Origin of the sequence: Bradyrhizobium sp. 33ap4 (genome assembly GCF_032654765.1) — a bacterium.
GTDB classification, from domain to species: Bacteria; Pseudomonadota; Alphaproteobacteria; order Rhizobiales; family Xanthobacteraceae; genus Bradyrhizobium; species Bradyrhizobium australafricanum.
The window spans coordinates 23,027-47,898 of sequence record NZ_JAUMTJ010000050.1 but is presented as its reverse complement, the minus strand read 5'-3'; the positions used below and the strand labels follow the sequence as shown (position 1 = coordinate 47,898).

Genomic DNA, 24,872 nt, shown 5'->3' with positions numbered 1-24,872 from the left:
GGGCGAACTATTGTCGGTATCCTATGCGGATTTGTGACAGCGCAGACTTTTTGTCGCATCTTTTCTGCTTTGCGATCGTCGATGACGATCACAATTTTGCAAACTCGTTCGCACTGCTGCAGACGGATTGAAATTGGACTGTTCAACGCGCGTGAGTTGTTGCAACACAACGTTCGCACCCGTCACACTTGTCCGTCGCCATGCAGATTGATCGCGAAGCTCTCTATTTTATCGGATCTTACGGCGCGCTTTGCATGCTTTGCTGCGCGGTCGCGCTGATCGATCTTCGCCACGGCATCATCCCGAATTGGCTGAACCTTGCGATCGCGGCGCTCGGTCTCGCCAACGTCGTCGTCACCGAAGGCACGATGGCCGCCTTCACCGCCATGGCGATCGCGGTCCTGGTCGGCATCGTGTTCCTTCTATTGCAGCGTGTTTACTTCGCCTTGCGGCAAGTCGACGGATTGGGACTTGGCGACGTCAAGTTTCTTGCCGCCGCGGCGATCTGGGTCGGCGCGACAGGCGTTCCGACCTTGCTGCTGATCGCGGCACTCGCGGCGCTCGGTGTTGCCGGCGGCCTGCAACTCGCAGGTCACGAGATGAAGCGCCAGACCTCGATCCCGTTCGGCCCGTTTCTGGCGCTCGGGCTTCTCGTGACGCCGGCCCTTCAGAGCTGGCTCGCGTTGAACTAGCATCTCGGTCCGACGCGCGGTCACATCTGGCGCCGCGCGGCCAAGGGCTTCCTTTCGGTGCTGACCGGAACCAGGCGGACATCGCCGCTCTCGTCGCCGCCGGGCTGGGGCAATGTGAGCACTGCCCCCTGATCGTCCTTCTGCATCGTGACTTCGCGGCCGTTGATGGACCGCAGCTTCCATCCCTGGAAGTCATCGCCGATCTTCAGCCGCAGCGCCGTCTTGTTCGACTGATCGAGAAAGATCCCGAAGCTTTCGTCATCTCCCGCAATCGTGCCGACCAGCGACAGCGGCGGTGGCTCGATCGCGACCTTGCGCGGCGGCGGCGCTGGCTTGCTGACCTCCGGTTCCGCAACGACGGCAGGTGGCGGTCGCCGCGACGGCGAGAACACCGGCCGGTCGCGCGTGTTGGACAGTGTCTTGAGCGGGATGCCCCACAACGGATTGGCGCTGAGCGGCCGGGGTGTCGGTGCCGGCGACGGGGCCACCCGGACCGACGTCACCGGTTCGGACGGCGGCGGTGAACTCAGCACCGGTCCACCGAGGCGTGTATCGTCGAGCATCCCGGCGTCCAATGCATCGCCGGACGAGGCAGGCACCGCAGCCGGCGCCGAATAGGCCGACACCGCCAACAGCACGATGGTCGCAGCGAAGCGTCGCATCATTTGGCTCCTCGCCATTGTCCGGAGACGCCGAGCAGCACGCGCAGCTTGCCGGGATCGGCGCCCTTGGCGGCCTCGTCGGCGACGGGTTGCACGACCAGTTGGTCGATGAACAAAAACGGCATGCCGGCTTCCAGATCGTAGAGCACCTGCTGCAATTGCGCTTGCTCGATCTCGCTGCTCGCGACCATGCTGATGAAGCCGGCCTTGGCCGGCGCGTTCGGAACGTCGAGCTGCGTCGACAGCACGTTGCCGCCGGCCTTGATCACCGCACCCGACACCCGTTGCAGCAAGGTGGCGCCGGCCACCGTGACGGTCGCCCCCTCGAGATAGGCCGAGCCGGTCGGCATCGGCGGCTGACCGGGCGCGGTATTCGCCCTGGATCTCCCCTCCAGTTGCTCGAGCATTCCGGCCGCTGCCGCGACATCGCTGCGCAGGCCGATGATGTCGGAGATTGACGAGATGACGACAAAGAGCAGCAGCACGAACAGGCCGAGATAGCTCGCGGTCGCGACCATTGGCGAGGTGCTGACAGCGGTCAGCGATCGGGATGCTGCGCTCATGAGCCGGACCCAAAATAAGCAGTGATGTTGGCCTCAACGTGGAACCGCTCGGCCGATTCATTCGCCGCGCGCGTCGTCGGCGCGAAGAACGTCGCGCGGGTGAATTGCGGCGACTGTTCCAGCAGCCGGATCAGGGACGGCGCATCCTGGGTCAGCCCCACCACCTGCACCTTGTTGCCCTCGATGCGAAGTTCCGTCACATAGGTCGTGTCGGGCAGCACGCGCGAGACCGCTTCCAGGACCATGACGCTCGACGGCGTCGTCTGCTTGCGCTTGGCCAGCAGGCCGAGCCCGGACGAGTCGCCATTGGCATCGAGACGCAGCGCGGCGCGGCGCTGCGCGATCCGGTGTTGCAGATCGTCCTGCTCGGATTGCAGCCGCCCGCCGAGATAGATGTTCAGCAGCAGCGAGCCCGCGGCCGCGGCCGCTGTCGAGACCAGGCCGACGCGCAACAGGCGCGGAACCGAAGGCCCGGCAAGGCCGCGCAGCGACTTGTCGAGCAGCGTCACCTGCTGCGCGGCGCCGTCGCCGCCAACCGCCGGCGCGAAGACCGCGACGGAGGCGGCGCCGAGCATCCTCGCCATCCGGATCAACGGATCGACCTTCGCCGCCGCGGTCGCGCCGAACGCGACTTCGATGCGGTCATTGGCGATCGGTTGCGGCGAACTCCAGCCAAACACGGCATCGGCAGCGCTCCATGGAGTCAGCCGGTCGACCTGTGCGCGGATCATGCCGTCGAGGAAGTCGCTTGCCTGGCTCGGGAAATCGAGCACGCGGCTGACGATTTGATCCGATCGCAAACGCACCTCGATGCGGCTGCCGTCGAACGCGGTCTTCCACTCCGCCGGCAGCGGAGGCTGCGGCGCATCGTGATCGAGCCGGAACGAAACCGGCATCGAAGGCGAGCCATCCTTCGAGACCGCGAGGCGGGCGGTGAACGTACCATCGCCATTCTCGTCGAGCTCGATGCTGCGCCGGCGCATGAACATGCCGGCGACGCCGTCGACGGCCGTCGCGACCGCGGCGATCCATTGCTCGAACCATTGCCGTGCCTCGGCAAGCATTGCCATCAACCTCTCCTGCGCGGCAGAGCCGTAATTCGCGCCTCGACGTCGTTTTGCCAGGACAACACCCGATAGGGCTCGACCTTGTCACCGAGTGCGATCACCGCCTCGGATGTGGTCCGGTGACCGTTGCGGAAGCGGATCGAGATTGCGATCCGGTAGCACGGGCTCTGCGCCGTCGATGCCGCGCTTTGCTGGCTTGGGGCCTGCGTTCCGGCAGCGATTCCGTTCGGCGAAGCCGGGCGCGCCCCGAAGCCGTCCTGGTCCTTCCCCGGTGCCTTATCGACGGCGAGAGCGACTTCCGGCGCGGCAATGGTCGGATCAACGTCCGGACCGCCGTTGAACACCGTCACGAATGGCAACACGCGATCGACAAACGCTTCGGGGATGCCGGCGACCAGCGCCAGCTCGTTGACATGGGTGAACAGCCCCTGCCGCGGCGAATAGCCAAGCGCGTTGTAGCGCGCCGCCTCCACGTTCTCGCTGCCCGGCGCGGGCCGGGTTCGCCAGCCGACGATCCGGTCGGCATATTCGGCGGCGGCGTCCTTGCGGGCACCGAGCACGACGAACAGGCCGATCAGCATCTCCTTCGATGCATAATTCAGATCAAGGCGGCCGGCCTCCGACGTGAAGGTGACATCGACGCTGGCATCGTCGAGACCGAAATGAAACGTCCCCTGCTGCGGCCTCGTCTTCTCGTCCGTCAGCGTCAGCTGATAGGCGGTGAGCTCAACCCCGGCCGACACCAGCGCCTCGGTCTGCAACGACAGATCGCTGGCCGCCAGCGCGCGCGCCGACGCGGCCAGATAGGCCGAGAAGATGATCGCCAGCGACGACAGCGCCAGCAGGATCCAGAGCACCGCAACGATGACGAAACCGCGATTGGCCGGCGATCGGCCGATCTTGCCGGACGCGCCCATCACGTCTTCCCCTGATCGGTGGCACTGCCGGAACTCTGCTTGTCGCCGCAATTGCCGTCCGGCTTGGTGCAGTCGCTCGGAATCTGGACATGGACCGGCGCGATGGTCGAAACCGACAGGACGCGCTGGCTCGCCGCGTCGCGCACGGTCAGCCGGATCATCGCCGGCAGTCTGTCCGCGTCCTTCCACGCGCTCTTCCAGGCCCGGTCAGCACCGGCATAGGCGAACGACAGCCGATAGGGCGCGCGCAGCAGCACCACCGGGCTGGCGAGATGGACCTGTTCCGACCGCGACACCCCGTCAGCCAGCGGCGTGAACCGCGTCTGCGTGCGAACCGTGACGAACTCGCCGCGATCGCGCGTCTCGCCAAGGCGCACCACGTCGAGCCCCGGCCCGGCATTCGGCCCCACCGACGTGCGCACAAACATCACGGACAACTCCGATCCGTCGAACAGCGGCTTGTGGCTGTCGCGGTTGGCGGCAACGAACTCCGCGGCCGCAAGATCGGCGCCGATCCGCTCCAGCGCGATCCCGATCAATTCGCTGCGCTGGATCCGGTCGAGGCCCCTGTTCCAGCTCGGCAGCCACTGCGCCGTGATGCTGGCGAGCGCCGACAGCAACAGCCCCATCAGCGCCAGCGCGACGATGGTCTCGATCAGCGTGAAGCCGCGCTCGCCCGTTCGCTGGTCTGCCCATGCCCGGGTCATTCCGACGACCTCGGCATCAGGCGCACGGTGCGAATGTCGGACAGCGCACCGCCCGGAGATTTGACGCGAATCCGTACCAGCTCCGGAGCCCAGGGCACATTGCCCTCGGGCACTTTCCAGTTGCCACCGAGCGGACTGACATCAATCGTCCAGCGGTAGCCCTCCGCCTGCCCCGTCGAGGTGCCCGACTGCAATTCCGCGCGGGGCGGGATGCCGACCGTCATCAAGGTGCGCACCGCCTGCATCAGCGCCACGTGCTGCTCCAGCGCCCGCACGCCGCGCGTCTTGACGCCCATGACGGCGCCGATCGCAACGATCGAGACGGCCACCAGCGCCAGCGCCACCAGCACCTCGATGATGGTGAACCCCGCATCAGTGCGGTTAGTTGGCGGCGACGTCGCGAGCAACGATTTCAACCCTTCCGGTAAGCCAGTTGACGCGGACCTCATATCCCGCATCGAGCCGCGTCAGCGCGATGGAGCCGCCGCAGGAACCGCCATTGGCGAAGAAGTGGATCGTCGACAGTGCGGCGCGGCGCTGACAGCTCTGCGGCAGCACGGCATCGAACCGCACGTCTTCGGGGATCCGCACCGTCATGCGCGACGCGCCGGAGTGGATCACCCGGCTCGGCGCATCGACCAGCGTCGCAACACTGGTGCTGCGCTCGATGGCGGCATTCCGATCCGCCTTCAGCAGCGTCGCGGTCTGCAACGCATAGGCCTGCAGGCGCGATCGCGAGGTCTGGTGCGGAATGAACGGAAGCAGCACGGCCGCCAGCAGCGCGATGATGGCGAGCACGCACACCATCTCGAGCAGGGTGAAACCGCGGTGCGTCGCGTCACTCATGCTTGCGATGCATCCTTACTGGTCGTTGTTGTTGGCGGCGGTGGTCTTCTCGAGCGAGATATCGGCCGAGGTGCCGCTGCCGCCTTCCTGACCATCGGAGCCGTAGGAGACGATGTCATAGGGTCCGTGCTCGCCGGGCGAGCGATAGAGATAGGGGTGGTTCCAGGGATCGTTCGGCACGTTGCCGCCCTTCAGATACGGGCCGTTCCAGGCCGCGACCCCCGGCGCGCGCCGCACCAGCGCGGCAAGCCCCTCAGCCGTGGACGGGAAGCGCCCGGCGTCGAGATAGAACAGGTCGAGCGCGCTGGAGAAGCTCTGCAACTGAATGCGCGCGGTCTTGACCTTGGATTCGCTGAGATAGTTGAGCACGCGCGGGCCGATCAGCCCCATGATCAGGCCGATGATCGCGATCACCACCAGCATCTCGACCAGCGTGAAGCCCTCCTGCCCCGAACGCCTCTGGCTTTGCGACGGCGCGCGAGCGCGTTCCACTCGCGTGGCGAATGCCTTTATGATGGTGTTGCGCGATATCATGGCCGATGACCCCTGCTCTAACCGACTAGCTGCGTGACCGAGAGCAGCGCCGTCATGACCGACACGATCAGTCCGCCGACGACGGTGCTGATCGTGATGATCGCCAGCGGACCGACGATGCCGACGACCCGGTCCAGGCTGCGCTGCAATTTTGCTTCGTAGAATTCCGCGACCCGCCCGGCCAGCACCGGCAGCTGCCCGGTCTCTTCACCGAGCCGCAGCATGCGGACCGCCATCGGCGGCAGACTGTCCGCCACGGCGAGTGCTTCCGACAATTTGCCGCCATGGCGGACGCGGTCGGCGGCGGCGGTCCAGTTCGCCTCGCTTCCGGTCACTGACATGATGTCGACCAGGATGCGCAACGCGGCGGTGAGGTTGACGCCGCTGCCGAGCAGGACGCCGAGATTGCGGCAGAACAGGCTGGCGCGATAGAACTGGAAGGCGCTGCTGATGCCCGGCACCCGCGAGATGGCGTTGACCAGCGCGGCGCGGACGCCCGACTGCCGCAACAGCCACCATGCGAGCGCAATCGTCGCCGCGCTGATCAGGCTTGCCGCGGTGGCATTGGCGCGCAGGAAATCCGACACCGCGATGAAGCTGGCGAGCGCCGTGTCCGACTTGCCGCCGAAATCGCCGAGCACGGTCGAGAATTGCGGCAGCACGAACAGCAGGAAGAACAGCATCACGCCGGACGCCGCGACCAGCACGAAGGCCGGATATTGCATGGCGTCGGTCAGCTTGCGCCGCATCTGCTCGGAACGCGCGCGCTCGGTGCCCAGCATCTCCAGCACAGAATCGAGCGTGCCGGAGATTTCTCCCACCCGGACCAGGGCGATGTACATCGGCTGGAACAGGGTTGGATGATCGGCGACCGCGTCGGCGAAGCTCTCGCCGGTGAGCAGGGCGGCGCGAATTTTCGCCACCACCGGACGCATCCGGCCCACGTCCACGTCGCCCGACAGCAGCTCCAAGGCATCGTCGAGACGCGCACCGGCCTTGAGCAGCAGTGCGAGATCACGCGTGAACGTAGTGACCTCGGCCGCGCTCGGCCCGCCGAACAGGCTGCGGGCGCCGACGGCGCCGGATGCGCGCTTGTCCTCGGTGGTTTCGATCGGCAGCAGCTTGAGATATTCGATCCGCCGCGCCACCTCGGCCGCCGTCGGGGCGGAGATCGTGCCGTTCACGATCTCGCCGGCCTGGGTCAGAGCGCGATAGCGATAATTCGGCACGGCGTCACCGCACCGTTGCGACGCGGAGGATCTCGGCGGGCGAGGTCAATCCGGCGCGGCATTTGGCGACCCCGTCGTCGAGCATCGTGGTCATGCCCGAGCGGATCGCCATCGTATCGATCTTCAGCCCGTCGGTTCGCTCCCCGATCAGTTCGCGCAGTTCATTGGACAGTTCGAGCAGTTCGAACACGCCGAGGCGGCCGCGATAGCCGGTCCCGCCGCAGCGCTCGCAGCCGCATGGCTCGTGAATGATCTCGTCGGCCTTGAAGCCGAGCGCGGCGAGCCGGGGGTCCTCGGCGAAATCGGCTGTTGCAAGCGGCCGCGCCGTCTTGCAGCGCTCGCAGAGTTGCCGGACCAGACGCTGCGCGATCACGCCGCGCAGCACCGAACGCAACAGATAGCCTTCGACCCCGAGGTCGAGCAGACGCGGCACCGCGGCAGCCGCGGTCTCGGTGTGCAGCGTCGTCAGCACCAGATGCCCGGTCAGCGCCGCATGCACCGCGACATGCGCGGTCTCGGAATCTCTGACTTCACCGACCATGATCACGTCAGGGTCCTGGCGAACGAAGGACCGCAGGGCGGTGGCGAAGGTCAGGCCGATCGCGGGCTTGATCTGGGACTGGTTGACGCCGGGAAGCTCGTATTCGACCGGATCCTCGATGGTCAGGATCTTGCGGCTCGGCTCATTGAGGATCGACAGGATCGTCGCCAGCGTCGTGGTCTTGCCGCTGCCGGTCGGTCCCGTGATCACGACCATGCCGTGCGGCAGCTTCAGGAGCCGCCGCAGCTTGGCTTCGTCAGGCTCGGAGAACCCGAGCTTTTCGACTACCAGCAAGCCGCGATCCTTGGGCAGGATGCGGATGACACAGGATTCGCCGTGCTGCGTCGGCATGATCGCGACGCGGATATCGATGTCGGTGCGACCGGCCCGCAGCCGCGCCGCGCCGTCCTGCGGCAGGCGGCGCTCGGCGATATTGAGGTTGGCGATGATCTTGATGCGGGAGACCACCGCCTGGGGCAGCACGCCCGACAGCGCGGCGACCGGCCGGAGCAGACCATCGATCCGTAAGCGCACCATCAGCCCGCCGGAGAACGGCTCGATATGGATGTCGCTGGCGCGAAGCTCGACCGCCTTTTCGATCAGATCGTTGACCGCGCGCACCACCGGCGCGCCGCTGGCGAGATCGCGCAGGCTCTCGATGTCGTCTTCGCGGGGCAGCGCCGCCGCGCTATCGGCGGCCTCGGCCTCTTCAGTGCTGGAAGAGTTGTTCAGCGCGATGGCGACGTCTTCCGACGATGCCACTTTCACATTGATATCAGCGCCAAGCACGATCTGTGCCGCGCGCAGCGTCGCCTGATCGGTCGGGTCGACGACCGCGAGCACCGTGGTCCCGTCGGCCGCCCGGCACGGATAGACCATGGTCTCGCGCAGGAAGCGCGGCGAGAACGCCCCGGCCAGCGGTTCGGCCGAGGTCATCTCCTGGAGCGTCAGGCGGCCGAGCGCAAAGAAGCGCGCGGCTTCGTCGGCGAATTCGGTCGGGGAGAGGCTGGTGACCTCCCACAGCTTCAATTGCCTGACATCGGCGCCCTGCCCGGTCCGCTCAGCCGGTCCATCGCTCGGCGCCAGGTGATTGTTCTGACGCAGATAATCCACGAACCGAACGGACAGGTCGTTGGCCATTCTCGATATCCCGCCACACTATCCCGGATCAGTTCGTGCCAAGCGCCGCTGCGTGCCGTCGCGTTCGGCTCCCGGCAATTGTGCGGTTATCGATCCGAAGTGTGACAGCTGTGCGAAGTCACATCATTCGTCGCGCTCAAGAAACTTTGAGGGTGGCATCGCGGACACAAGCAGCGCGCCGGCAGCACGATTTCGGTGCGATGCGATGGGCAGGTCGCGAACGACAATCATGTAACCAATTTATTTCTGTCATGTTCGATCGCTAAGAGTCCCTCCGGGGCAGGACCGATCGTCGCAAGCAATCGAAATTTCAGTTAGTCAAAGCGAAGGGCCTTCATGCAACGCGTAGGCACAGTGGGCCGCTGCCCGACGATCCGTGGCGGCCTCGCAGCCATTTTTGCCTTGACGTCACTGGGGCTGTTGGCGTCCTGCAATTCCGCGACGGTCGGCGAGAGCGTGGACGCATCCCAACTCGACGTCACCGACAAGGTGCGCTCGCTGGATCTGGCGCAGCGCCAGCCGCAACCGGTGAACGCACTGGCGGCGACGGGCGGCAGCCAGAGCGGCAGCGTCCGCGCGGCGATGTATGACGGAAGCGAAGTGACGGCGGTCGCGGACGCGCGGCCGCAACCGGCGTCGAACGGCAACGGCTTCGATCTGAATTTCGAGAGCACGCCGGTGGCGACCGTCGCCAAGGTGGTGCTCGGCGACATCCTGCATGTCGGCTACACCATCGACCCGCGGGTGCAGGGAACGGTCAGCCTGGTGTCGGTCCGCCCGGTGCCGAAGTCCGACATGGTGTTCGTGCTTGAAAACGCACTCCGCCTGAGCGGCGTTGTGCTGCTCAAGGATACGGCAGGCTATCGCCTGACGCCGCTCGGCGACGCCGTCGGCGGCGGCCGCGTCGATACCGCGGCGGCCAATCCGGAACCCGGATTCGGCATCTCGGTGGTCCCCCTGCAATATGTGTCGGCGCAGACCCTCATGAAGCTGACCGACAGCTTCGCCACCAGGGCCGGCGCGATCCGCGCCGACACGACGCGCAACCTGCTGCTGATCCAGGGCACCGGCGCCGAGCGCCGCACCGCGGTCGATACCGTGCTCAGCTTCGACGTCGACTGGATGCGCGGCCAATCCGTCGGCATCTTCCCGATCTCGAGCGGCTCGCCCGCGCCTGTCATTGCCGAGCTGGAGAAGATCGTCGATTCCGGCGAGAACGGCCTCAGCCAGAATGTCATCAAGCTCATGCCGATCGCGCGCCTGAACGCGATCCTGGTCGTGACCAAGAAGCCCGACATGCTGCACACGGCCGCGACCTGGATCAAGCGCCTCGACCGCAACGACACGGCGCGGACCTCGGTCCATGTCTACCGCGTCAAATACGGCGATGCGCGCCAAATCGCGCGGGTCCTGACCGACATGTTCCTTGGCGGATCGTCCGGCAACCAGCTCGACAGTGCCGACAGCCAGCTCGCGCCCGGCTCCGGCACCTCGTCGACCTCGAGCGTCGCCGACCGTCTGTCGCTCAACAACAACAACGGCGCGAATTCAGGCATGAGCGGCTTCGCATCCCGCGGCACGTCGGGGACAGGCGCAACAGGCCAGGGCCTTGGCCAGGGATTCGGCGCCGGCGGGCAGGCGAACAATCCCAACAATCCGGGCCAGGGCAACAATGCCGCGCTGGATGCCGGACGCGGTGCCGGCGGCGGCAACGGGCAGCCCGTCATGCAGGACGTCCGGATCACGCCCGATGTCGTGAACAACAATCTCCTGATCTATGCCGACCAGGCCAACTACCGCATTATCGAGTCGACCCTGCTGCAGATCGACGAGCCGCAGCTCCAGGTCGCGATCGACGCGACGATCGCCGAGGTCACGCTCAACAACACCTTGTCCTATGGCGTGCAGACCTATCTCACCAGCCAGAACCTCGGCCTGAAGCCGAACACCGGCTCGATCCTCGGCACCCAGGCCACTTCCGCTCCCGCGACCACCACCGACGCGACCACCGGCGCGGTCTCGGTCGCGGGGTCGCTCACCAATGCCTTCATCAACCAGAGCTTCCCGGGCTTCAACTTCCTGATCGGAAATACAACGCAGCCGAGCCTGATCCTGGATGCGCTGCACGCCGTCACCAGCGTCAAGGTGCTGTCCAATCCCTCGCTGGTCGTGATCAACAACCAGGTCGCGACCCTGCAGGTCGGCGACGTCGTCCCGGTCTCGACCGGCAGCGCGACGGTGCTGACCACGAGCAACACGGTGGTCAACACCATCGACTATCGCAACACCGGCATCATCCTGAAGGTCTCGCCACGCGTCAGCGTGAACGGCACCGTGCGGCTCGATGTCGAGCAGGAGATCAGCAACGTTCCCCAAAGCAGCGGCAGCACGGTCAACCTGACGCCGACCGTTTCGGAGCGACGGGTCAAGAGCCAGATCTCGGTGGCCAACGGTCAGACCGTGCTGCTGGCCGGCCTGATCAGCGAACAGCAGAGCGGCGCCCGCAACGCGCTTCCGGTGCTCGACCAGATTCCGGGCCTCGGTGACGCCTTCGGACATCAGAGCAACGGCACCCAGCGTACCGAGCTGATCATCTTCATCCGCCCGCAGATCATCCGCAACGGCTCCGACGCCCAGACCGTGGCCGAGGAGCTTCGATCGAAATTGCGCGGCAGCATCGCCACGACATCGACCAATGCGCCGATCACCACCAGCTATCACTGAGCCGGGCAGCAGGATGCGCCGCGTTCTCGCACAACGGACGGGCCTCTCGGCTTCGCTTGCGATCGCACTTTGGGCGATGACCGCCTCTGTCGCGAGCGCCGACAGCGTCGCGCGCGGATCGACCGCCTTCCATCGCGGCGACTATGTCCGGGCGGCCCGGGAGCTCGCGCCGGCCGCCGAGCGCGGCAATCCGCGCGCCCTCGGCATGCTCGGCTTCTTGTACGAGCACGGCTTCGGCGTGCCGCAGGCCTACGCAGCCGCCGCCGACTGCTACTATCGCGGCGCCGTGCAGGGCGACCCGTTCGCGCAGGCCCAACTCGGCCTGATGTACGACAAGGGTCACGGCGTTCCGACGGATTTCGTGCTGGCCTACAAATGGCTCAATCTGGCTGCGGCCCGCTCGAACGGGCGGCAGCGCGATGTCTATCTCCGGTTCCGCGATGCGGTCGCATCCAAGCTTTCGACCTATGAGATCATTGCCGGACAGCGGTTCGCACTGGAATGGGCACCCGATCGGCCGGCGCCGGACGTGCACCTGACCGTCAAGTAATCGCGCCTTACGGAGGTGTGCGCACGAGGCTCGCCGACACGCGCCTGCCTCGTACCTTCCGCCGCCGCAACCGGCGCCACCCGATCACGATCCCGCTGATCGAGATAATCGTACCAGCCGCCGATAGCAGCCACACCACGACGTCGCGCGCCGGCCAGATGCGCAGCAGCAGCGGGACATCGAGGCTGTGCAGCGCGTTGAACAGCCAGCGGTAGGACCGGCGGCTGTCGTCGCTGCGCTCGAGGATCTCGCCGGTGACGGGGGAGATGTGCAGCCAGGTGCGGGCGGGATCGTCGAACCCGATCCGCAATACCGGAAGCTCGCGCGCCTGGTGCAGCGTGTACCAATAGGCGTCGGGTTCATCGAGCTGCCGCGCTGATGTCATCGCAGCGCCGGGCATTGCGTGTCGGGCGGCAGCGATGACCTCGTCGCGCGAGAGGGTCATCCGCGCACCGGTCACAGGATCGGCGATGCTGCGGCCGCCGTTGCCGTCGTCGAGCAACATTAACCGGTGTCCGCCGATCCAGACGAAGCGGGCCTCCACCGCAGGCATCGATGGCGACGACTGGAAGCCAGCGACGATGTCGGCCGTGTCATGGCCGCTGTAGCCGATCGCGATCTCGCGGGTGACGCCGCGGCCGGAGAACGCGCCGCCGGGATTGAGCGACAGCCAGCCGCTAAACATCCAGGTCAAGACGCAGATGCCGCCGATCAGGCCGGCGATGTGATGCCAGGCCATCCAGCCGCGATAGGGCGAGATGGCGCCATCAGCGTAGCGGCGCATCAGCCGCAGGCGGAGGACGCCGATCCAGAAGCCGGTGACCGCGACGACGAGGCAGATGCCGGAGATCCACAACACCACGTCGCGCCACAGCGAACCGTCCTTGCGCAACACGGTCGGATAGATCCAGTGCGGGATCGAGCCGAGCCAATTCCAGATCCGCTCGCAACGTGTGGTGTCGAGCGCGATCTCGCCGGTGCGCGAGGAAACATAGAGCTCGGTGCCATCGGCGTCACCGAGGCCGATCAGATAGAGCGGCCGCAACGGATCGAAGCGCGACGTGACTGACCATTGGTCGCGCGTGATCGTTTCGATCAAGCGAGGCTGCAAGGCATGCGGATGATGAGCGGCAATGGCCAGCGCCTGGTCCGGCGTGATCCGGTCAATCACGCTGCCGTCGGTCGCCGAAATGGTGATCGTCCCTCCCTTCCAGCCGGTCACCCGATAGACGGGCGTGTCGTCCATCATCGAAAGCCGCAGGTCACGCGGATAACGCTCGACACCTGCGATCGCCATCGCGCGATCAGGCGTGACCCGCACCTTGCTCCAGGGAATGACAGGAAGCGCGGCGAGGCGCTCGCTGTCGGTAAGGCGCGGAAAGGCCACGTACATCATGACGAGGCCGGAGATGAACCACATCGCGAACAGGAGACACGTCGCAATGCCGATCCAGCGATGGACGATATAGAGCCACCGCCGCCCGCGCCGGATCAGAGCGTTGCGCATGGTCAGAACTTCACGTTGACGGACAATTCGGCGGTACGCGGCACACCGAGCAGCCACTGCCCGGTGCCGTTCGAGGTCACCGCGTAAGGCTTGTCGAACAGATTGTAGAGGCGGAACGCGACCGTGGTGCGGTCGTCCGGCTTCCACCTGACGCCGCCATTGACCACGTTGTAGCCCGGCCGCAGCTGGGTGTTGGCAAGATCGGAGTACATCGCACCGACGATCTGCACGCCGCCATAGACCGACCAGTTGGGCGCGAAATCCCAGGTCAGCCAGACATTCGAGACCTGCTGCGGCACGTTGACCGGGACATTGCCGTTGAAGCTGACGATCTTGCCGCCGACCACCTGGCTGTTGTTGTCGTATCTGGCGCGCAACAGCGCAAGATTGGCGTCGACGCGCCAGCCGTCGTTCAGCGCGAGCCCGATCGATCCTTCGACCCCGCGGGATGATTGCTGGCCGATCTGCAATGCCACGCCGCCGGTAGGGTTGCCGGGATCGGGAATCGTGAGCCCGGTCTTGACGATCTCGTAGGCGGCCAGCGTCCACTCGCCGCGGCCGCCCCAGAACGACTGCTTGACCCCGATCTCGGTCTGCTTGCCGGTCGCAAGCTGGAATGTCTTCTGCGTGGTCGACAGTGAGATCAGATTGCTGACCGGATCGACGCCGACCGCGTACTGGCCATAGAACGCGAGGTTCTTGATCGGCTCGTAGACGAGGCCCGCGCGCCAGCTAGTGCCCGATAGCGTCGTCTCAAAACTGTTTGCCGGCGTCTTGTAGTCGGTGCGGTCCACTTCGGGGCGATCATACCTGACCCCGGTCACCAGCGACAACTGATCGGTCAGCGAGAGCCGATCCTCGGCGAACAGCGCGTATTGATTGACGATCGCGTTGAAGCCCGGCGTGGTCGCCGTCGTCGTGGCGAAGAACGATCCGGGATCGAACACATAAGGATTGACCGAGGACGCGCCGCCATAGGGCGAGTTGTTGGTATGGGTGAAGTCGATCCGGTTGACGTCGAACCCGGCGACGACCTGGTTCGCAAGGCCGAACACGTGGCCGCTGAAGGTCGTATCCATCCGGTTGCCGAGCTGCTTCTGGTCGTGGAATATCTCGATATAGCTCGTGCGATCGATCAGCTGGGTCTTCGGATTCCAGGTGTAGTTCTCGATGTCGCGCCAGTGCCGCTCGCTGGTCAGATAATACAGCGTGTTGTTGACCTTGATGCCGTCGGCGACGTCCCACTCGGTCTTGAACTGGGTCCAGCTGTCCTGATAGCGGATCGCGCTGTCCAATGCGTTGTAGTTCTTGAAGCGCAGCGCATCCTGGATCGAGCCGTTGATCAGCGGCGTGCCGAAATAGCGCGACGGGCTGCGGTCGCCGTAGTCCTCCGACAGCGTGAAGGCCAGATTGTCCGACGCCTGCACCCGCACGGCAGCGGAGACCACCGCGTTCGAGGTCTTGTCGCGATCGAGCCAGCTGTCCGACATGTTGCCGGTGGCGTTGATGCGGTACGACACATTGGGATTGATCGGACCGGTGCTGTCCACCGAGAGCCGCCGCGTCATGTTGCTGTCGAGCGAAACCTCGGCCTCGTTATAGGGCGTGCTCTGCGGCTTCTTCGGAATCACGTTGATGACGCCGCCGATCGCGCCTTCGCCGTACAGCACCGAGGCCGGGCCGCGCAGCACTTCGATGCGCTGCGTCGACCAGGTGTCGTAGGGGAACGTCAGCGTGCCGGAGCCGATATAGAAGCGCGTGCCGTCATACAGCGTCATCACCGAGTTGCTGCCGGCAAAGCCGCGGGTGCTGAACGACAGGCCGCCGTTGCCTGGCGCCGGCGTTGCGACGAACCCGGCCGCGTCCTGGGTGACGGCATCGAGCACATTATGCTGGCCGCGTTCAGCGATGGTCTGCGCCGTGATGATCTCGACGCTGGCCGGCGTCTGCAGCGGCGTCAGGTTGAGACGACTGCCGGTGCCGCCCTGCGTGGTGGCATTGAGCGTCGGCGATGCCGTCCCTGGTGTGCCCGACGAAGCCGCGCGCGACGTGCTGCCGGCTGCGGCGGCCGTCGCGGGCCTCGGCCGTGGCCGCGCCGCGGCGGCCGTGTCACGACTGCGCGCCGCAGGCTTCGGCTTTGCCGCAGCCGAGGGCGCGACCTCGATCGGATCGAGCCTGGTTGGTGGCGGCGTTTGTGCCGAGCCTTCGGCCGGCAACAGCAGCGATGACAGGGAGCAGAGAAGACCGAGGCGCCATTTGCGCGCAACGGGAGAGGACGGAGACATGAAAGGACTCGCGGTAACGTGGCACGTCACCGCGAACGCGGATGGCGCATTGCCGAAAAGGCAGTGCTCCGATCCCACCAGGACGCCCCCGCCCGATGTGCTCGCGTGTGACCACGACTGACGGCAGGTCTCCTGGCTCACGGGTCATCGCCTGTCGACGCCTTCCCGGGCCGATGGCCCAGTGGCAAATTGACGAAAGGCTCGCCGTTTACAGTTGCGGGGACAGCTGCGGCATTGGGGTTACCCTCGCACCGCATTCCCTTTTGATCCCCGAAGGGAACCGTCGGCAAAAACGATAGGTGGTGCCGGCAGGGCTGTCAATTCGATGATCGTCGCACACATGCTTTGCGAGATGCTGCTGCGGCGATGACACAGCGACGTCGAGGGCTGACGCCGAAAGGCAACCCGTCATCCTGAGGAGCGCGGCACGCGCGTCTCGAAGGATGCACGGCCCGGCTGGTGGCCGATTCATCCTTCGAGACGCCGCTTCCCTCGCACCTCAGTATGACGGGAAACGTAGGTTCGCGTCACTGAGCCTCGACGCATCCCTGCATCACCTCATCAATCTCCGCGCGCGACAGCGCACCCATCTCGGCGATGAACACGATGCGCGTGCGCGGCACGCCGGGCGACGGCACGCCGCTCGCAGCCAGGGTCGCGCGGCCGCCGGCGAGTTGAAGCACGGTCAGCCGCCCGGGCTGCTCCACCGTCTCGAACAATCCCTTCGCCCGCGCCAGCTTCGGCGCCAGTCTGCCGATCGCCTGCTGCAAGCGCGGCAGCACGACGGGCCGCTCCGAGGTCCAGCTCAGCGTCTCGAAGCGATCGGACGCCGGCCGTCGCGGCGCGGTCTCGCGCGGAGCCGGCACATGATCGAGGTCCGCCGGGAACAGCAGCGCGGCCGGCACCTCGCCATGCAAGGCATCGACCACCACGGCCGCCGGACGCACCGCGCGCACGGCGTCGCGGATCGCGGCGCACGCAGCGGCGTCAGTCAGATCGACCTTGCTCAGCGCCACCACGTCCGCCGCCCGGAGCTGCGAGCGCAGCAGCGCATCGTTCAGCATCGCCGCAGGCTGCGTCGCGTCGACCACGCACAGCACGGTCTCCAGCGGCGCCTCCTTCCAGATCACGGGATCCATCAGGTTGCGCACGATATCGGCGGGATCGGCGATCCCGCTTGTCTCGATCACGATGAATTCGGGACGCGGATCACGCCGCAGCAACGTGGCGAGCGTGCGCAGCAGGTCGCCCTCCAGCGTGCAGCAGATGCAGCCATTGCTCAGGCTGACCACGCCGTCGCTGGCGCCGGCGATCAGCTCGGCGTCGATATTGATCGCACCGAAATCGTTGACCACGGCGGCGATGCGCCGCCCTTGCGCATGCGCCAGCAGATGGTTGACGACCGTGGTCTTGCCCGCCCCGAGGAAGCCCGCGACCAGCAGGATCGGGACCGGCACCTCACCCCCCCGTGATAGGCCGGCGCACCGGCCGGCCGGGACGCGCCGCGACATCGAGCACACCATCGCTGATCAGCGGCTGGCCGCTGACCACGAGATGCCGCACGCCCTCCGCCGGACGATTCATCGCCGAGAAGGTCGCGCGATCGCTCAGCGTCTCGTAGTCGAACACCACAACATCGGCGTCGGCGCCGACCTGCAGCCGGCCCTTGGCCCGCATCGCCGGCGTGCTCGCCGACAGGATCTCGGCCGGGATCAGCGCGCATTTGCGGATGCCCTCGAGCAGCGACACTTTCTTGCGCTCGCGCACCCATTCACGGATGAAGCGGGTGAAGCAGCCGGCCGAGCGCGGATGCGAGGTGGCATCGTCGGGCAGCGGCCAGGCGTCGCCGCTGTAGGGGCGGCCGTCCGACAGCGTCCACGGCATCGCGTCGGAGGCGATCGCGCCGCCCGGATACAGCACCGCCATATCGAGCAGATCGCGATGATGCGCGTTGTTCTCGATGTCGAGCACATGCCACAGCACCAAGGTCGAGGGCTCTTCGGCCTGTGCCGCCAGCAATTCCTCGCGGCTGCCGAAGCGGTGACCGTCGGTCACGCGCTGCACCGAATCGTAGCCGAGGCCGTTGCGCTCCTCGAATTTCGGATCGCTGAAGAAGGTCGCCGCCAGCACGGTCGAGCCGGTGCCGTAGGGATAGGCCTCCACCGTGATCGGCAGGCCCTGCGCCTGCGCTTTCGCGATCAGCGCGACACAGCGCTCGATATCCGTCTTGCTCGACGAGTTGAAGTGGCAGATGTGCATATGCGCGCCGGTGGCGCCGGCATAGCCGATCAGGCGGATATAGGCTTCCGCCGCGCTCTCGGGATCGATCCGCGACATGTAGGCGACGTGGGTAAAGGTCGGCACCGCATGATCCGCCGCGAGCTGGCACACCGCGGTCAATTCCTGCACGCCGGCGCCCGGCGCATAGGCGTTGAGAATGCCGATGCCGATGCCGCCCTCGTTCAGTCCGTTGGCGAGGCGCTCCAGGATGCCGCCGACCTCGCCTTCGGTCGCGACGTTTTCGATCCAGCGGCGATCGCGCATCGCGGCACCAAACGATTCCAGCGAGCTCTCCGAATTCGAGCCGGTCATCGCACCGATGCGCGCGAAGGCCCAGTTGGCGGCGGCGCCGTAGTTCAGCACCCTGCCCTTCTCGGCCTGGCGCTTGTACCAGGACGCGACCGGCAACACGCCGGCCTCGAGGTCGAGCGAGGTCGTCACCCCGTCGAACGCCTGCATGCGGTCGGCTGGAATGGTCTGGCCATGCGCGTGCAGGTCGATGAAGCCCGGCGCCACCACGAGCCCGGTCGCGTCGATCTGCCGTTCGGAACCGCCGAGGCCGGTGCCGACCGCGGCGATCTTGCCGTCGACGACGGCGACATCGCCGATCGCGTCCATCCCGCTGGCCGGATCCACCACCCGGCCGCCGCTGATCACCAAGCCACCCATCTCGCCACTCCCCGCATTCCGAAACCGACCGGTCTCCTGTCGAGCACAGAGAAGCGCATCGCACTGATCGCAGCAAGCCGGCCAGGGTTGTGGCGACATGCTGTGACGGAATATCCGCCGCGCCGTGATGGCGATTGCAGAGTGAGGCCCCTCCTACGTTCCGGTTGCACGCCGCGACGGCAGCCCGCGCCAGAGATCGGCGCCGGGCTTCACGCGGCTCGCCACGAGTTTCGGCGGCGTGCGGTCCCTGGCTATCGCCGCTTCGACCGCACGCTTGAGCCTGACATTGTCGATCTGCGCCAGGAACCGCCGGATGACGGCATCCTGATCCGCGCCCTGACCGGAGATCGCCGCGCACAGCTCCGCGGTCGTCCTGCGGAAGAAGTGGAAGGCGTCATCGGCCGCGCCGCCTAGCCGGTCGACCTCGCCGGCCACACCGAGCGCGTGCATCCGATCGTCGTCGTCGAGCGTCACTGCGAAGCGCAGCACGGCAAGCTGCCAGGCACGGAGCAGCTTGCTCTCCGGTTCGGTCGCATTCTCGCGCATCAGTCGAACACCCCGCGCGCCGGACGTCCTTCGGCTGTCGATGGAGGTCGGGCGCGGCGCGACTATCCTTGCGCAGGAATAGGTTTTCGAGGGGAGCGCGCGCCCGATTGCATAGGAATCGCATAGGCGGAGCGCGCCGAGCCCCAATTCTTTCAGATCCCCTCGAATTGCAGCCGGGCCAGCCGGGCGTAGAGTCCGCCCGCGGCGACCAGTTCGGCGTGGGTGCCCTGCTCGACGATCCTGCCCTGGTCCATCACCAGGATGCGGTCGCAGGACAAGACGGTCGCCAGCCGATGCGCGATCACTAGCGTGGTGCGGTGGCGCATCAACTCCTCCAGCGCGGTCTGCACCAGCGTCTCGCTCTCGGCGTCGAGCGCCGAGGTCGCCTCGTCGAGCAGCAGCAGCGGCGCGTCGCGCAGGATCGCGCGCGCGATCGCGATGCGCTGGCGCTGGCCGCCGGACAGCGTCACGCCGCGCTCGCCGAGCTGGGCGTCGAAGCCTTCGGGCAGGCGGCGCAGGAACTCGGTGGCATGGGCGAGATCGGCGGCACGCTCCACCTCGGCGTCGCTGGCATCGGGCCGGCCGAACCGGATGTTCTCGCGGGCGCTTGCGGCGAACACCACGGAATCCTGCGGCACCAGCGCGATGCGCGCGCGCACCTCGGCCGGATCGGCCTGCCGGATCGGCACGCCGTCGAGCGAGATAGTGCCCGATTTCGGATCGTAGAAGCGCAGCAGCAGATGGAACAGCGTGCTCTTGCCGGCGCCGGACGGGCCGACGATCGCGACCTTCTCACCTGACCGGACCGAGAGCGACACTTCATCGACCGCAAGCGCGTTGAGCCGGGTCGGATAGGCGAAGCTGACATTGTCGAAACCGACATCGCCGCGCGCCGGCTGCGGCAGCGCGCGCGGCGACGCGGGCGCCGCGATCTGCGGCCTGACGCGCAAGATCTCGAACAGCCGCTCGGCGGCGCCCGATGCGGCCGAGACCTCGCCCCAGACCTCGCTGAGCTGGCCGAGGCCGCTCGCGGCGAACGCCGTATAGAGAATGAACTGGCCGAGCCGGCCCGGACTGATGGTTCCGACCAGCACATCGTGCGAGCCGACCCAGAGGATCACGACGACGCTGGCGAACACGATGAAGATGACGATCAGCGTCAGCACCGCGCGTGCTTTGGTCGAGCTGCGCGCGGCTTGATAGGCCTGCTCGACCTCGCCGGCAAAGCGCGTCCTGGCGAGCCGTTCGCCGGTATAGGCCTGCACGGTGCGGATCGCGTTGACCAGCTCGGAGGCATAGGCGCTGGCATCGGCCAGCGTATCTTGGGCGGTGCGCGACAGCCGCCGCACCCAGCGGCCGAACGCCACCAGCGGAATCACGATGATAGGGATCGCGAGCAGCACGAAGCCGGACAGCCGCGGGCTGGTGATCACCATCATCGCGGCGGCGCCGAAGAACAGCATCAGATTGCGCAGCGCAATCGACACCGACGCGCCGACCGCGGACTTGATCTGCGTGGTGTCGGCGGTAAGCCGCGACACCAATTCGCCTGATCGCGCGGAATCGAAGAACGAGGGCGACAGCGAGATCAGATGCGCGAACACGTCGCGCCGGAGATCGGCGACGATGCGTTCGCCGATCGTCATCACGAGGTAATAGCGCGAGGCGCTGGCACAGGCGAGCACCGCGACGACCGCGATCATCACGCTGAAATAGCTGTTGATCATCGCGATGCCTTCGGGCGTGAAGCCCATGTCGATCATCCGCCGCACCGCGACCGGCACGATCAGCGTGGTGATCGCGGCGATCGTCAGCGAGATCAGCGCGAGGATCGCCCGGCCCTTGTAGCGCGCCACATAGGGCGCGAGCGCAAGCAACGGCCGCAACCGGGCACGGCTCTTCGCCGGCTCCGTGATCTGGCTCTCGATGAAGGCTTCCTCATCGAGCAATGCGTCGCGCGGAGGCTGCGGGGCGCCGCGCGGGGTCTCAAGCTGTTCGGCTACGCTCATCAATCTAGACCGGTTCTATCGCCCCCCACATAGGCCCGCCGACCCCCGGCTGGCAAATCCGGTAAAGTCCCAATCCGGTGATGGGCTTAGGCCCTTTCTTGGCTTGTTTTGGCGGGCTCCATGGGTTATAGACCCGCGCAAATCCCGTATTCCAGACATCTTGAGACGGGCGCCGGCGCGCCGAAGGAACTGTCATGAAAGCCGATATTCATCCGAATTATCATACGATTAAGGTCGTCATGACCGACGGCACCGAGTACCTGACCCGCTCGACCTGGGGCAAGGAAGGCGACACGCTGAACCTTGACATCGACCCCAAATCGCACCCGGCCTGGACCGGCGGCACCCAGCAGCTGATGGATCGCGGCGGCCGCGTCTCGCGCTTCCAGAAGAAATTTTCGGGCTTCCTCAAGAAGGACTAAAGTCCGCTTCGGGATCGCCCCGGCGATCACACGCAAAACGCCCCCGTCTCGGGGGCGTTTTTGTTTTTGGGGGCCGCTCCGGACCGGCGGGCTGAACGGGCCCGCGATCCTCCCGATGCGTCGTCCTGGCAAAGGCCAGCACGACAGCGAATGTGTGGCACGGCCTCCATCCACAATCGTCGCCCCTGCCTAGTGCGCAATTGCGCACGGGAGCAGGGACCCATAACCACAGGGCTGTGTTGTTGAAGAGGGCTGCGGCCCCAGCGTCGCGCAACTACTGTCATTTGTGGTTATGGGTCCCGGGTCAAGCCCGGGACGACACTGAATGTGTGGCTCGACTTTTGGGTCATACATCTGCAAGCAAGCATGGATGGGCTACTTCTTTAAGCGCGCTGCAGTCAGCCGGCGGCCTCGCGCAGACTTGCTTCGTAACGCGCGCTCGCCCGTTCGAAGTTGCGGCGCGCTTCTTCGCGGTCGGAGCGGCCCTCTTCAAGCGTCAACGAATCCCATTTGCTCCGTTCCGTGGCGAAAAAATCGCCGCCATAGACGTGGATTGCGCCGCTCAGCCGGTCGATTGGATTGATCACCGAATGGATGATGTCGGTGCCGAGCGGCACGGTATCGCGCACGCACAAGGCCCTGGCGCCGGCAGCCTCGATCCTGTTCGGCTCGCTCGGAATGCGCCGCCAGAAGACGTTGTCCTCACGGCCCCCATAAACGCCGATCACGGCCCACATGTGATGGTCGTGAGGTGGCACGATATAGCCGGGGGGCCACACCACGTTGAGGATGGTCAGCGTCTCGGAATGGAAGAGCGCGCGGCTTTCGGGACGCTGCGGCTCGCCGAGTCCCTTGAATACCGCAGCCGGTTCAGACATCGCGCGGGCAACGACCTCATGAATGGCTCGGTGAGACGGGTCCGCAGCGAACGCTGCGCGGCAGTCGGCAACGAAACGCTCGGTGTCAAACATCGCGATTCCCCTTTTGGACAAATCTCGGCTGGGCGGCGTAAGGATGTCGCGGCTTGCTCAATGTGTCCAATGCATTTATTATCCATCTATTCATGCATTTGGTGCATTGAAAATGGACCTTCGCCAGCTGCGCACCTTCGTCGTCGTTGCCGAGGCAGGCGGCTTTGCCGCCGCTCAGCAACAGCTGCGTCTGAGCCAGCCGGCGGCCTCTCGCCAGATCCAGGCGCTCGAGGACGAACTCGGAATTCCGTTGTTCGATCGCGTCGGCCGCGGGATCAAACTGACTTCAGAAGGCGAGGATCTGCTACGGCGCGGCCGACGTCTCCTGCAGGATGCCGAATCGTTCGGCGAGCGTGCCCGCGCGCTGAGAACCGGCAAGGCCGGCGCGCTGCGCGTCGGCTGCAGCACCCAACATATGGAAACGGTGCTCGCCAATTTCCTCCCCCTGTTCCGGCGCAAGCACCCCTCCGTGGCCATCGATTTGATCGAGGATGGTGGTGCCCGCGTTCCGGATCGTCTGCAGCGGGGCGACGTTCATCTCGCGATCATTCCGGCCGCCGACGACGGCTATCACCGCCGGTTGCTGGCTCCCGTCCATATGCTTGCTGCGGTTTCGCCGCGGCATGGCTTCGCAAGCAGGCGGAAGCTGGAGATTGCCGAACTCGCCGAAGAGTCATTGCTGCTCCTGCGGCGGGACTTCGCATCTCGCGGCTGGTTCGATGCCGCCTGCAACGTCGCACACATCAGGCCACGCGTGATCCTCGAAAGCGCAGCGCCTCACACCTTGCTCGCGCTGGCAAAAGGCGGCAACGATGTCGCCATCGTGCCGTCGAATGTCCAGATCCCGTCCGCAGGCGTCCGCGCCTTTCCGCTGATTCACAGGGGCGCCTCGATCGGGCGATGGACTGCGGTGGCTTGGGATCCGCAGCGCTTTCTGGCTCCTTATGCCAAATCCTTTATCGACGAACTCGTCGCCTATTGCGGCCAGCACTATCCGGGACGCGAGTTTGCCAAGCGCGTCTCCCCTCTACCGAGGCCGGAAGAAACAAAGGCGTAGTCGCCTTGCGGGAATTGCCGCGGATGGCCTGCTTCCGGGACCCGCAACAACGACTCAATCACGAACATGAAATGGTAGCTCGCGCCGTCGCGCGGATTCCGACGGCGAACCTAGCGCGGACGTTTCGGTCGCTTGAGTTCGGCGACCTTAAACTTCCCCGCGGCCTGCAGGCTGCTGCAAAGCCACCAGGCCCTGTTTCGGTACTCGCCCAGGAACCATTTGGTCTCGACGCAATCGACGTAGGACTTGTAGGTGAGGTTGTCCCGGCACGTCGACGAGAACGGTCCGTGGGTTTGTCCGCCCGTCGACTCGCTGCACCCGACCCAAGGGTCCTTGCCATGCGGGAGGCTCGATTCGCAGCCACCGTTGCAATTGCTGGCGACTTTCTCCAGCGCGGCAATCCTGCCCAGCACTGAATCCGGCGCCGGCGACGGCGCTCGAGCGGTTGACGACGACGTCTGGGTGGTTCTCGATCTCCGGTGAGATACCCCCGTGGTCACCACCTGTGTCGGACGATTTGGCCTTGCCACCGGCTTCGGCGCCTCGACCGTGATGGAGGGAAGCGGCTTGGCTGGGTCTGTTTGCGACGCTGCCGGGCCGCACAGCCAGACAGTTGACAACACGGCGACGGCTGAAGGCGCGACAAGGCTCGACGGCAATCTCATGACATAGCCCTCCCAAATCCGGGACGGAAATGCCGTCCCGACGAGGGCACGGTACCATACCGCCCGAGCTTGGCTACCTAGGGTTGAGGATAAATCTCCCGGTGTCTCACGATCGACGTCGACATGGCGGCGAGAGAACGCCCACCGCTCGCACCGTTCCGGCGTCTAGCCCAAAGCTGAGCTCGAACGGCTCTTGCCGATATTCGCCTTTGACCCGGAGCGGTTACTTGAACGACGCCGACACGCGGCGGGATCGGGTCGATTTTGCAGGCCCACGCCGTTAGGTCAG

23 protein-coding genes and 1 riboswitch are annotated in these 24,872 nt (G+C 65.9%); of the genes, 5 read left to right on the top strand and 18 right to left on the bottom strand.

Annotated elements, in window-relative coordinates:
- Positions 1–254 precede the first annotated feature (254 nt).
- A complete protein-coding gene (locus Q2M23_RS31495) occupies positions 255–692 on the top strand; it encodes an A24 family peptidase (RefSeq protein WP_316398124.1) in 438 nt (145 codons plus the stop codon).
- A 20-nt stretch (positions 693–712) separates the two neighbouring features.
- Here the strand turns inward: Q2M23_RS31495 and Q2M23_RS31490 are convergent, their stop codons facing one another.
- Genes Q2M23_RS31490 through Q2M23_RS31445 form a run of 10 tightly spaced genes read right to left on the bottom strand, consistent with a single transcriptional unit; the run spans position 713 to position 8,898 of the window.
- Positions 713–1,354, bottom strand: a complete 642-nt coding sequence (locus Q2M23_RS31490; RefSeq protein WP_316398123.1) for a hypothetical protein — start codon at positions 1,352–1,354, stop codon at positions 713–715.
- Complete coding sequence (gene gspM / locus Q2M23_RS31485) at positions 1,354–1,917, bottom strand: type II secretion system protein GspM (protein ID WP_316398122.1); 564 nt, start codon at positions 1,915–1,917, stop codon at positions 1,354–1,356. The genes Q2M23_RS31490 and gspM overlap by 1 nt, the downstream gene beginning before the upstream one ends.
- Positions 1,914–2,987, bottom strand: a complete 1,074-nt coding sequence (locus Q2M23_RS31480; protein ID WP_229190383.1) for a PilN domain-containing protein — start codon at positions 2,985–2,987, stop codon at positions 1,914–1,916. The genes gspM and Q2M23_RS31480 overlap by 4 nt, the downstream gene beginning before the upstream one ends.
- Positions 2,987–3,901, bottom strand: a complete 915-nt coding sequence (locus Q2M23_RS31475; RefSeq protein ID WP_316398121.1) for a type II secretion system protein GspK — start codon at positions 3,899–3,901, stop codon at positions 2,987–2,989. Before Q2M23_RS31475 ends, Q2M23_RS31480 begins: the two co-directional genes overlap by 1 nt.
- Positions 3,901–4,608 (bottom strand): type II secretion system protein, encoded by a 708-nt coding sequence (locus Q2M23_RS31470; protein ID WP_316398120.1) that lies wholly within the window; start codon positions 4,606–4,608, stop codon positions 3,901–3,903. The genes Q2M23_RS31475 and Q2M23_RS31470 overlap by 1 nt, the downstream gene beginning before the upstream one ends.
- A complete protein-coding gene (locus Q2M23_RS31465) occupies positions 4,605–5,015 on the bottom strand; it encodes a prepilin-type N-terminal cleavage/methylation domain-containing protein (RefSeq protein WP_316398119.1) in 411 nt (136 codons plus the stop codon). The genes Q2M23_RS31470 and Q2M23_RS31465 overlap by 4 nt, the downstream gene beginning before the upstream one ends.
- Positions 4,990–5,454, bottom strand: a complete 465-nt coding sequence (locus tag Q2M23_RS31460; protein WP_316398118.1) for a type II secretion system protein — start codon at positions 5,452–5,454, stop codon at positions 4,990–4,992. The genes Q2M23_RS31465 and Q2M23_RS31460 overlap by 26 nt, the downstream gene beginning before the upstream one ends.
- 15 nt (positions 5,455–5,469) lie before the next feature.
- Positions 5,470–5,988 (bottom strand): type II secretion system major pseudopilin GspG, encoded by a 519-nt coding sequence (gene gspG, locus Q2M23_RS31455; RefSeq protein WP_316398117.1) that lies wholly within the window; start codon positions 5,986–5,988, stop codon positions 5,470–5,472.
- Between the two features lie 17 nt (positions 5,989–6,005).
- Complete coding sequence (locus tag Q2M23_RS31450) at positions 6,006–7,217, bottom strand: type II secretion system F family protein (RefSeq protein ID WP_316398116.1); 1,212 nt, start codon at positions 7,215–7,217, stop codon at positions 6,006–6,008.
- 4 nt (positions 7,218–7,221) lie between these two features.
- The gene (locus Q2M23_RS31445; protein ID WP_316398115.1) at positions 7,222–8,898 is read right to left on the bottom strand and encodes a GspE/PulE family protein; all 1,677 of its coding nucleotides are present in this window, start codon (positions 8,896–8,898) and stop codon (positions 7,222–7,224) included.
- Between the two features lie 336 nt (positions 8,899–9,234).
- Here Q2M23_RS31445 and gspD point away from each other — a divergent pair, with 336 nt between their 5' ends.
- Together gspD and Q2M23_RS31435 are read left to right on the top strand one after the other, a co-directional pair.
- On the top strand, positions 9,235–11,622 hold the full coding sequence (gspD, locus tag Q2M23_RS31440; RefSeq protein WP_316398114.1) for a type II secretion system secretin GspD: 2,388 nt from the start codon (positions 9,235–9,237) through the stop codon (positions 11,620–11,622).
- A 76-nt stretch (positions 11,623–11,698) separates the two neighbouring features.
- The gene (locus tag Q2M23_RS31435) at positions 11,699–12,172 is read left to right on the top strand and encodes a tetratricopeptide repeat protein (RefSeq protein ID WP_076827489.1); all 474 of its coding nucleotides are present in this window, start codon (positions 11,699–11,701) and stop codon (positions 12,170–12,172) included.
- 7 nt (positions 12,173–12,179) lie between these two features.
- Here Q2M23_RS31435 and Q2M23_RS31430 read toward each other — a convergent pair whose 3' ends face one another.
- From Q2M23_RS31430 to Q2M23_RS31405, 6 genes are all read right to left on the bottom strand, one after another.
- A complete protein-coding gene (locus tag Q2M23_RS31430) occupies positions 12,180–13,679 on the bottom strand; it encodes a PepSY domain-containing protein (protein ID WP_316398113.1) in 1,500 nt (499 codons plus the stop codon).
- 2 nt (positions 13,680–13,681) lie between these two features.
- Positions 13,682–15,964: a TonB-dependent receptor gene (locus Q2M23_RS31425; RefSeq protein ID WP_316398112.1), complete on the bottom strand. Its 2,283-nt coding sequence runs from the start codon at positions 15,962–15,964 to the stop codon at positions 13,682–13,684.
- A gap of 104 nt (positions 15,965–16,068) precedes the next feature.
- Positions 16,069–16,264, bottom strand: a riboswitch (cobalamin riboswitch).
- 227 nt (positions 16,265–16,491) lie between these two features.
- Positions 16,492–17,421, bottom strand: coding sequence for a CobW family GTP-binding protein (locus Q2M23_RS31420; RefSeq protein WP_229192543.1), 930 nt, complete (start codon positions 17,419–17,421; stop codon positions 16,492–16,494).
- Between the two features lies 1 nt (position 17,422).
- Positions 17,423–18,913, bottom strand: coding sequence for an amidohydrolase family protein (locus tag Q2M23_RS31415; protein WP_168857765.1), 1,491 nt, complete (start codon positions 18,911–18,913; stop codon positions 17,423–17,425).
- A 153-nt stretch (positions 18,914–19,066) separates the two neighbouring features.
- A complete protein-coding gene (locus Q2M23_RS31410; RefSeq protein WP_225646584.1) occupies positions 19,067–19,459 on the bottom strand; it encodes a hypothetical protein in 393 nt (130 codons plus the stop codon).
- 152 nt (positions 19,460–19,611) lie between these two features.
- The gene (locus tag Q2M23_RS31405) at positions 19,612–21,468 is read right to left on the bottom strand and encodes an ABC transporter ATP-binding protein/permease (RefSeq protein WP_283067604.1); all 1,857 of its coding nucleotides are present in this window, start codon (positions 21,466–21,468) and stop codon (positions 19,612–19,614) included.
- Between the two features lie 194 nt (positions 21,469–21,662).
- Between Q2M23_RS31405 and rpmE the strand changes: the two genes are divergently transcribed.
- The gene (gene rpmE, locus Q2M23_RS31400; RefSeq protein ID WP_016845230.1) at positions 21,663–21,890 is read left to right on the top strand and encodes a 50S ribosomal protein L31; all 228 of its coding nucleotides are present in this window, start codon (positions 21,663–21,665) and stop codon (positions 21,888–21,890) included.
- Between the two features lie 398 nt (positions 21,891–22,288).
- Here rpmE and Q2M23_RS31395 read toward each other — a convergent pair whose 3' ends face one another.
- Positions 22,289–22,861 (bottom strand): hypothetical protein, encoded by a 573-nt coding sequence (locus tag Q2M23_RS31395; RefSeq protein WP_057017714.1) that lies wholly within the window; start codon positions 22,859–22,861, stop codon positions 22,289–22,291.
- Between Q2M23_RS31395 and Q2M23_RS31390 the strand changes: the two genes are divergently transcribed.
- A complete protein-coding gene (locus Q2M23_RS31390) occupies positions 22,851–23,918 on the top strand; it encodes a LysR family transcriptional regulator (protein WP_316398111.1) in 1,068 nt (355 codons plus the stop codon). The two genes, Q2M23_RS31395 and Q2M23_RS31390, sit on opposite strands and share 11 nt — an antisense overlap.
- Before the next feature lie 110 nt (positions 23,919–24,028).
- Here Q2M23_RS31390 and Q2M23_RS31385 read toward each other — a convergent pair whose 3' ends face one another.
- The gene (locus Q2M23_RS31385; protein WP_253588773.1) at positions 24,029–24,583 is read right to left on the bottom strand and encodes a hypothetical protein; all 555 of its coding nucleotides are present in this window, start codon (positions 24,581–24,583) and stop codon (positions 24,029–24,031) included.
- Positions 24,584–24,872: the final 289 nt, after the last annotated feature.

Coding starts and splice junctions, on each gene's coding strand:
- Q2M23_RS31435 (WP_076827489.1), top strand. CDS start 11,699: ATGACCGCCTCTGTCGCGAGCGCCGACAGCGTCGCGCGCGGATCGACC.
- Q2M23_RS31480 (WP_229190383.1), bottom strand. CDS start 2,987: ATGGCAATGCTTGCCGAGGCACGGCAATGGTTCGAGCAATGGATCGCC.
- Q2M23_RS31490 (WP_316398123.1), bottom strand. CDS start 1,354: ATGCGACGCTTCGCTGCGACCATCGTGCTGTTGGCGGTGTCGGCCTAT.
- Q2M23_RS31405 (WP_283067604.1), bottom strand. CDS start 21,468: ATGAGCGTAGCCGAACAGCTTGAGACCCCGCGCGGCGCCCCGCAGCCT.
- Q2M23_RS31470 (WP_316398120.1), bottom strand. CDS start 4,608: ATGACCCGGGCATGGGCAGACCAGCGAACGGGCGAGCGCGGCTTCACG.
- Q2M23_RS31460 (WP_316398118.1), bottom strand. CDS start 5,454: ATGAGTGACGCGACGCACCGCGGTTTCACCCTGCTCGAGATGGTGTGC.
- rpmE (WP_016845230.1), top strand. CDS start 21,663: ATGAAAGCCGATATTCATCCGAATTATCATACGATTAAGGTCGTCATG.
- gspG (WP_316398117.1), bottom strand. CDS start 5,988: ATGATATCGCGCAACACCATCATAAAGGCATTCGCCACGCGAGTGGAA.
- gspM (WP_316398122.1), bottom strand. CDS start 1,917: ATGAGCGCAGCATCCCGATCGCTGACCGCTGTCAGCACCTCGCCAATG.
- Q2M23_RS31395 (WP_057017714.1), bottom strand. CDS start 22,861: ATGTTTGACACCGAGCGTTTCGTTGCCGACTGCCGCGCAGCGTTCGCT.
- gspD (WP_316398114.1), top strand. CDS start 9,235: ATGCAACGCGTAGGCACAGTGGGCCGCTGCCCGACGATCCGTGGCGGC.
- Q2M23_RS31410 (WP_225646584.1), bottom strand. CDS start 19,459: ATGCGCGAGAATGCGACCGAACCGGAGAGCAAGCTGCTCCGTGCCTGG.
- Q2M23_RS31445 (WP_316398115.1), bottom strand. CDS start 8,898: ATGGCCAACGACCTGTCCGTTCGGTTCGTGGATTATCTGCGTCAGAAC.
- Q2M23_RS31495 (WP_316398124.1), top strand. CDS start 255: ATGCTTTGCTGCGCGGTCGCGCTGATCGATCTTCGCCACGGCATCATC.
- Q2M23_RS31430 (WP_316398113.1), bottom strand. CDS start 13,679: ATGCGCAACGCTCTGATCCGGCGCGGGCGGCGGTGGCTCTATATCGTC.
- Q2M23_RS31425 (WP_316398112.1), bottom strand. CDS start 15,964: ATGTCTCCGTCCTCTCCCGTTGCGCGCAAATGGCGCCTCGGTCTTCTC.
- Q2M23_RS31475 (WP_316398121.1), bottom strand. CDS start 3,901: ATGGGCGCGTCCGGCAAGATCGGCCGATCGCCGGCCAATCGCGGTTTC.
- Q2M23_RS31415 (WP_168857765.1), bottom strand. CDS start 18,913: ATGGGTGGCTTGGTGATCAGCGGCGGCCGGGTGGTGGATCCGGCCAGC.
- Q2M23_RS31385 (WP_253588773.1), bottom strand. CDS start 24,583: ATGAGATTGCCGTCGAGCCTTGTCGCGCCTTCAGCCGTCGCCGTGTTG.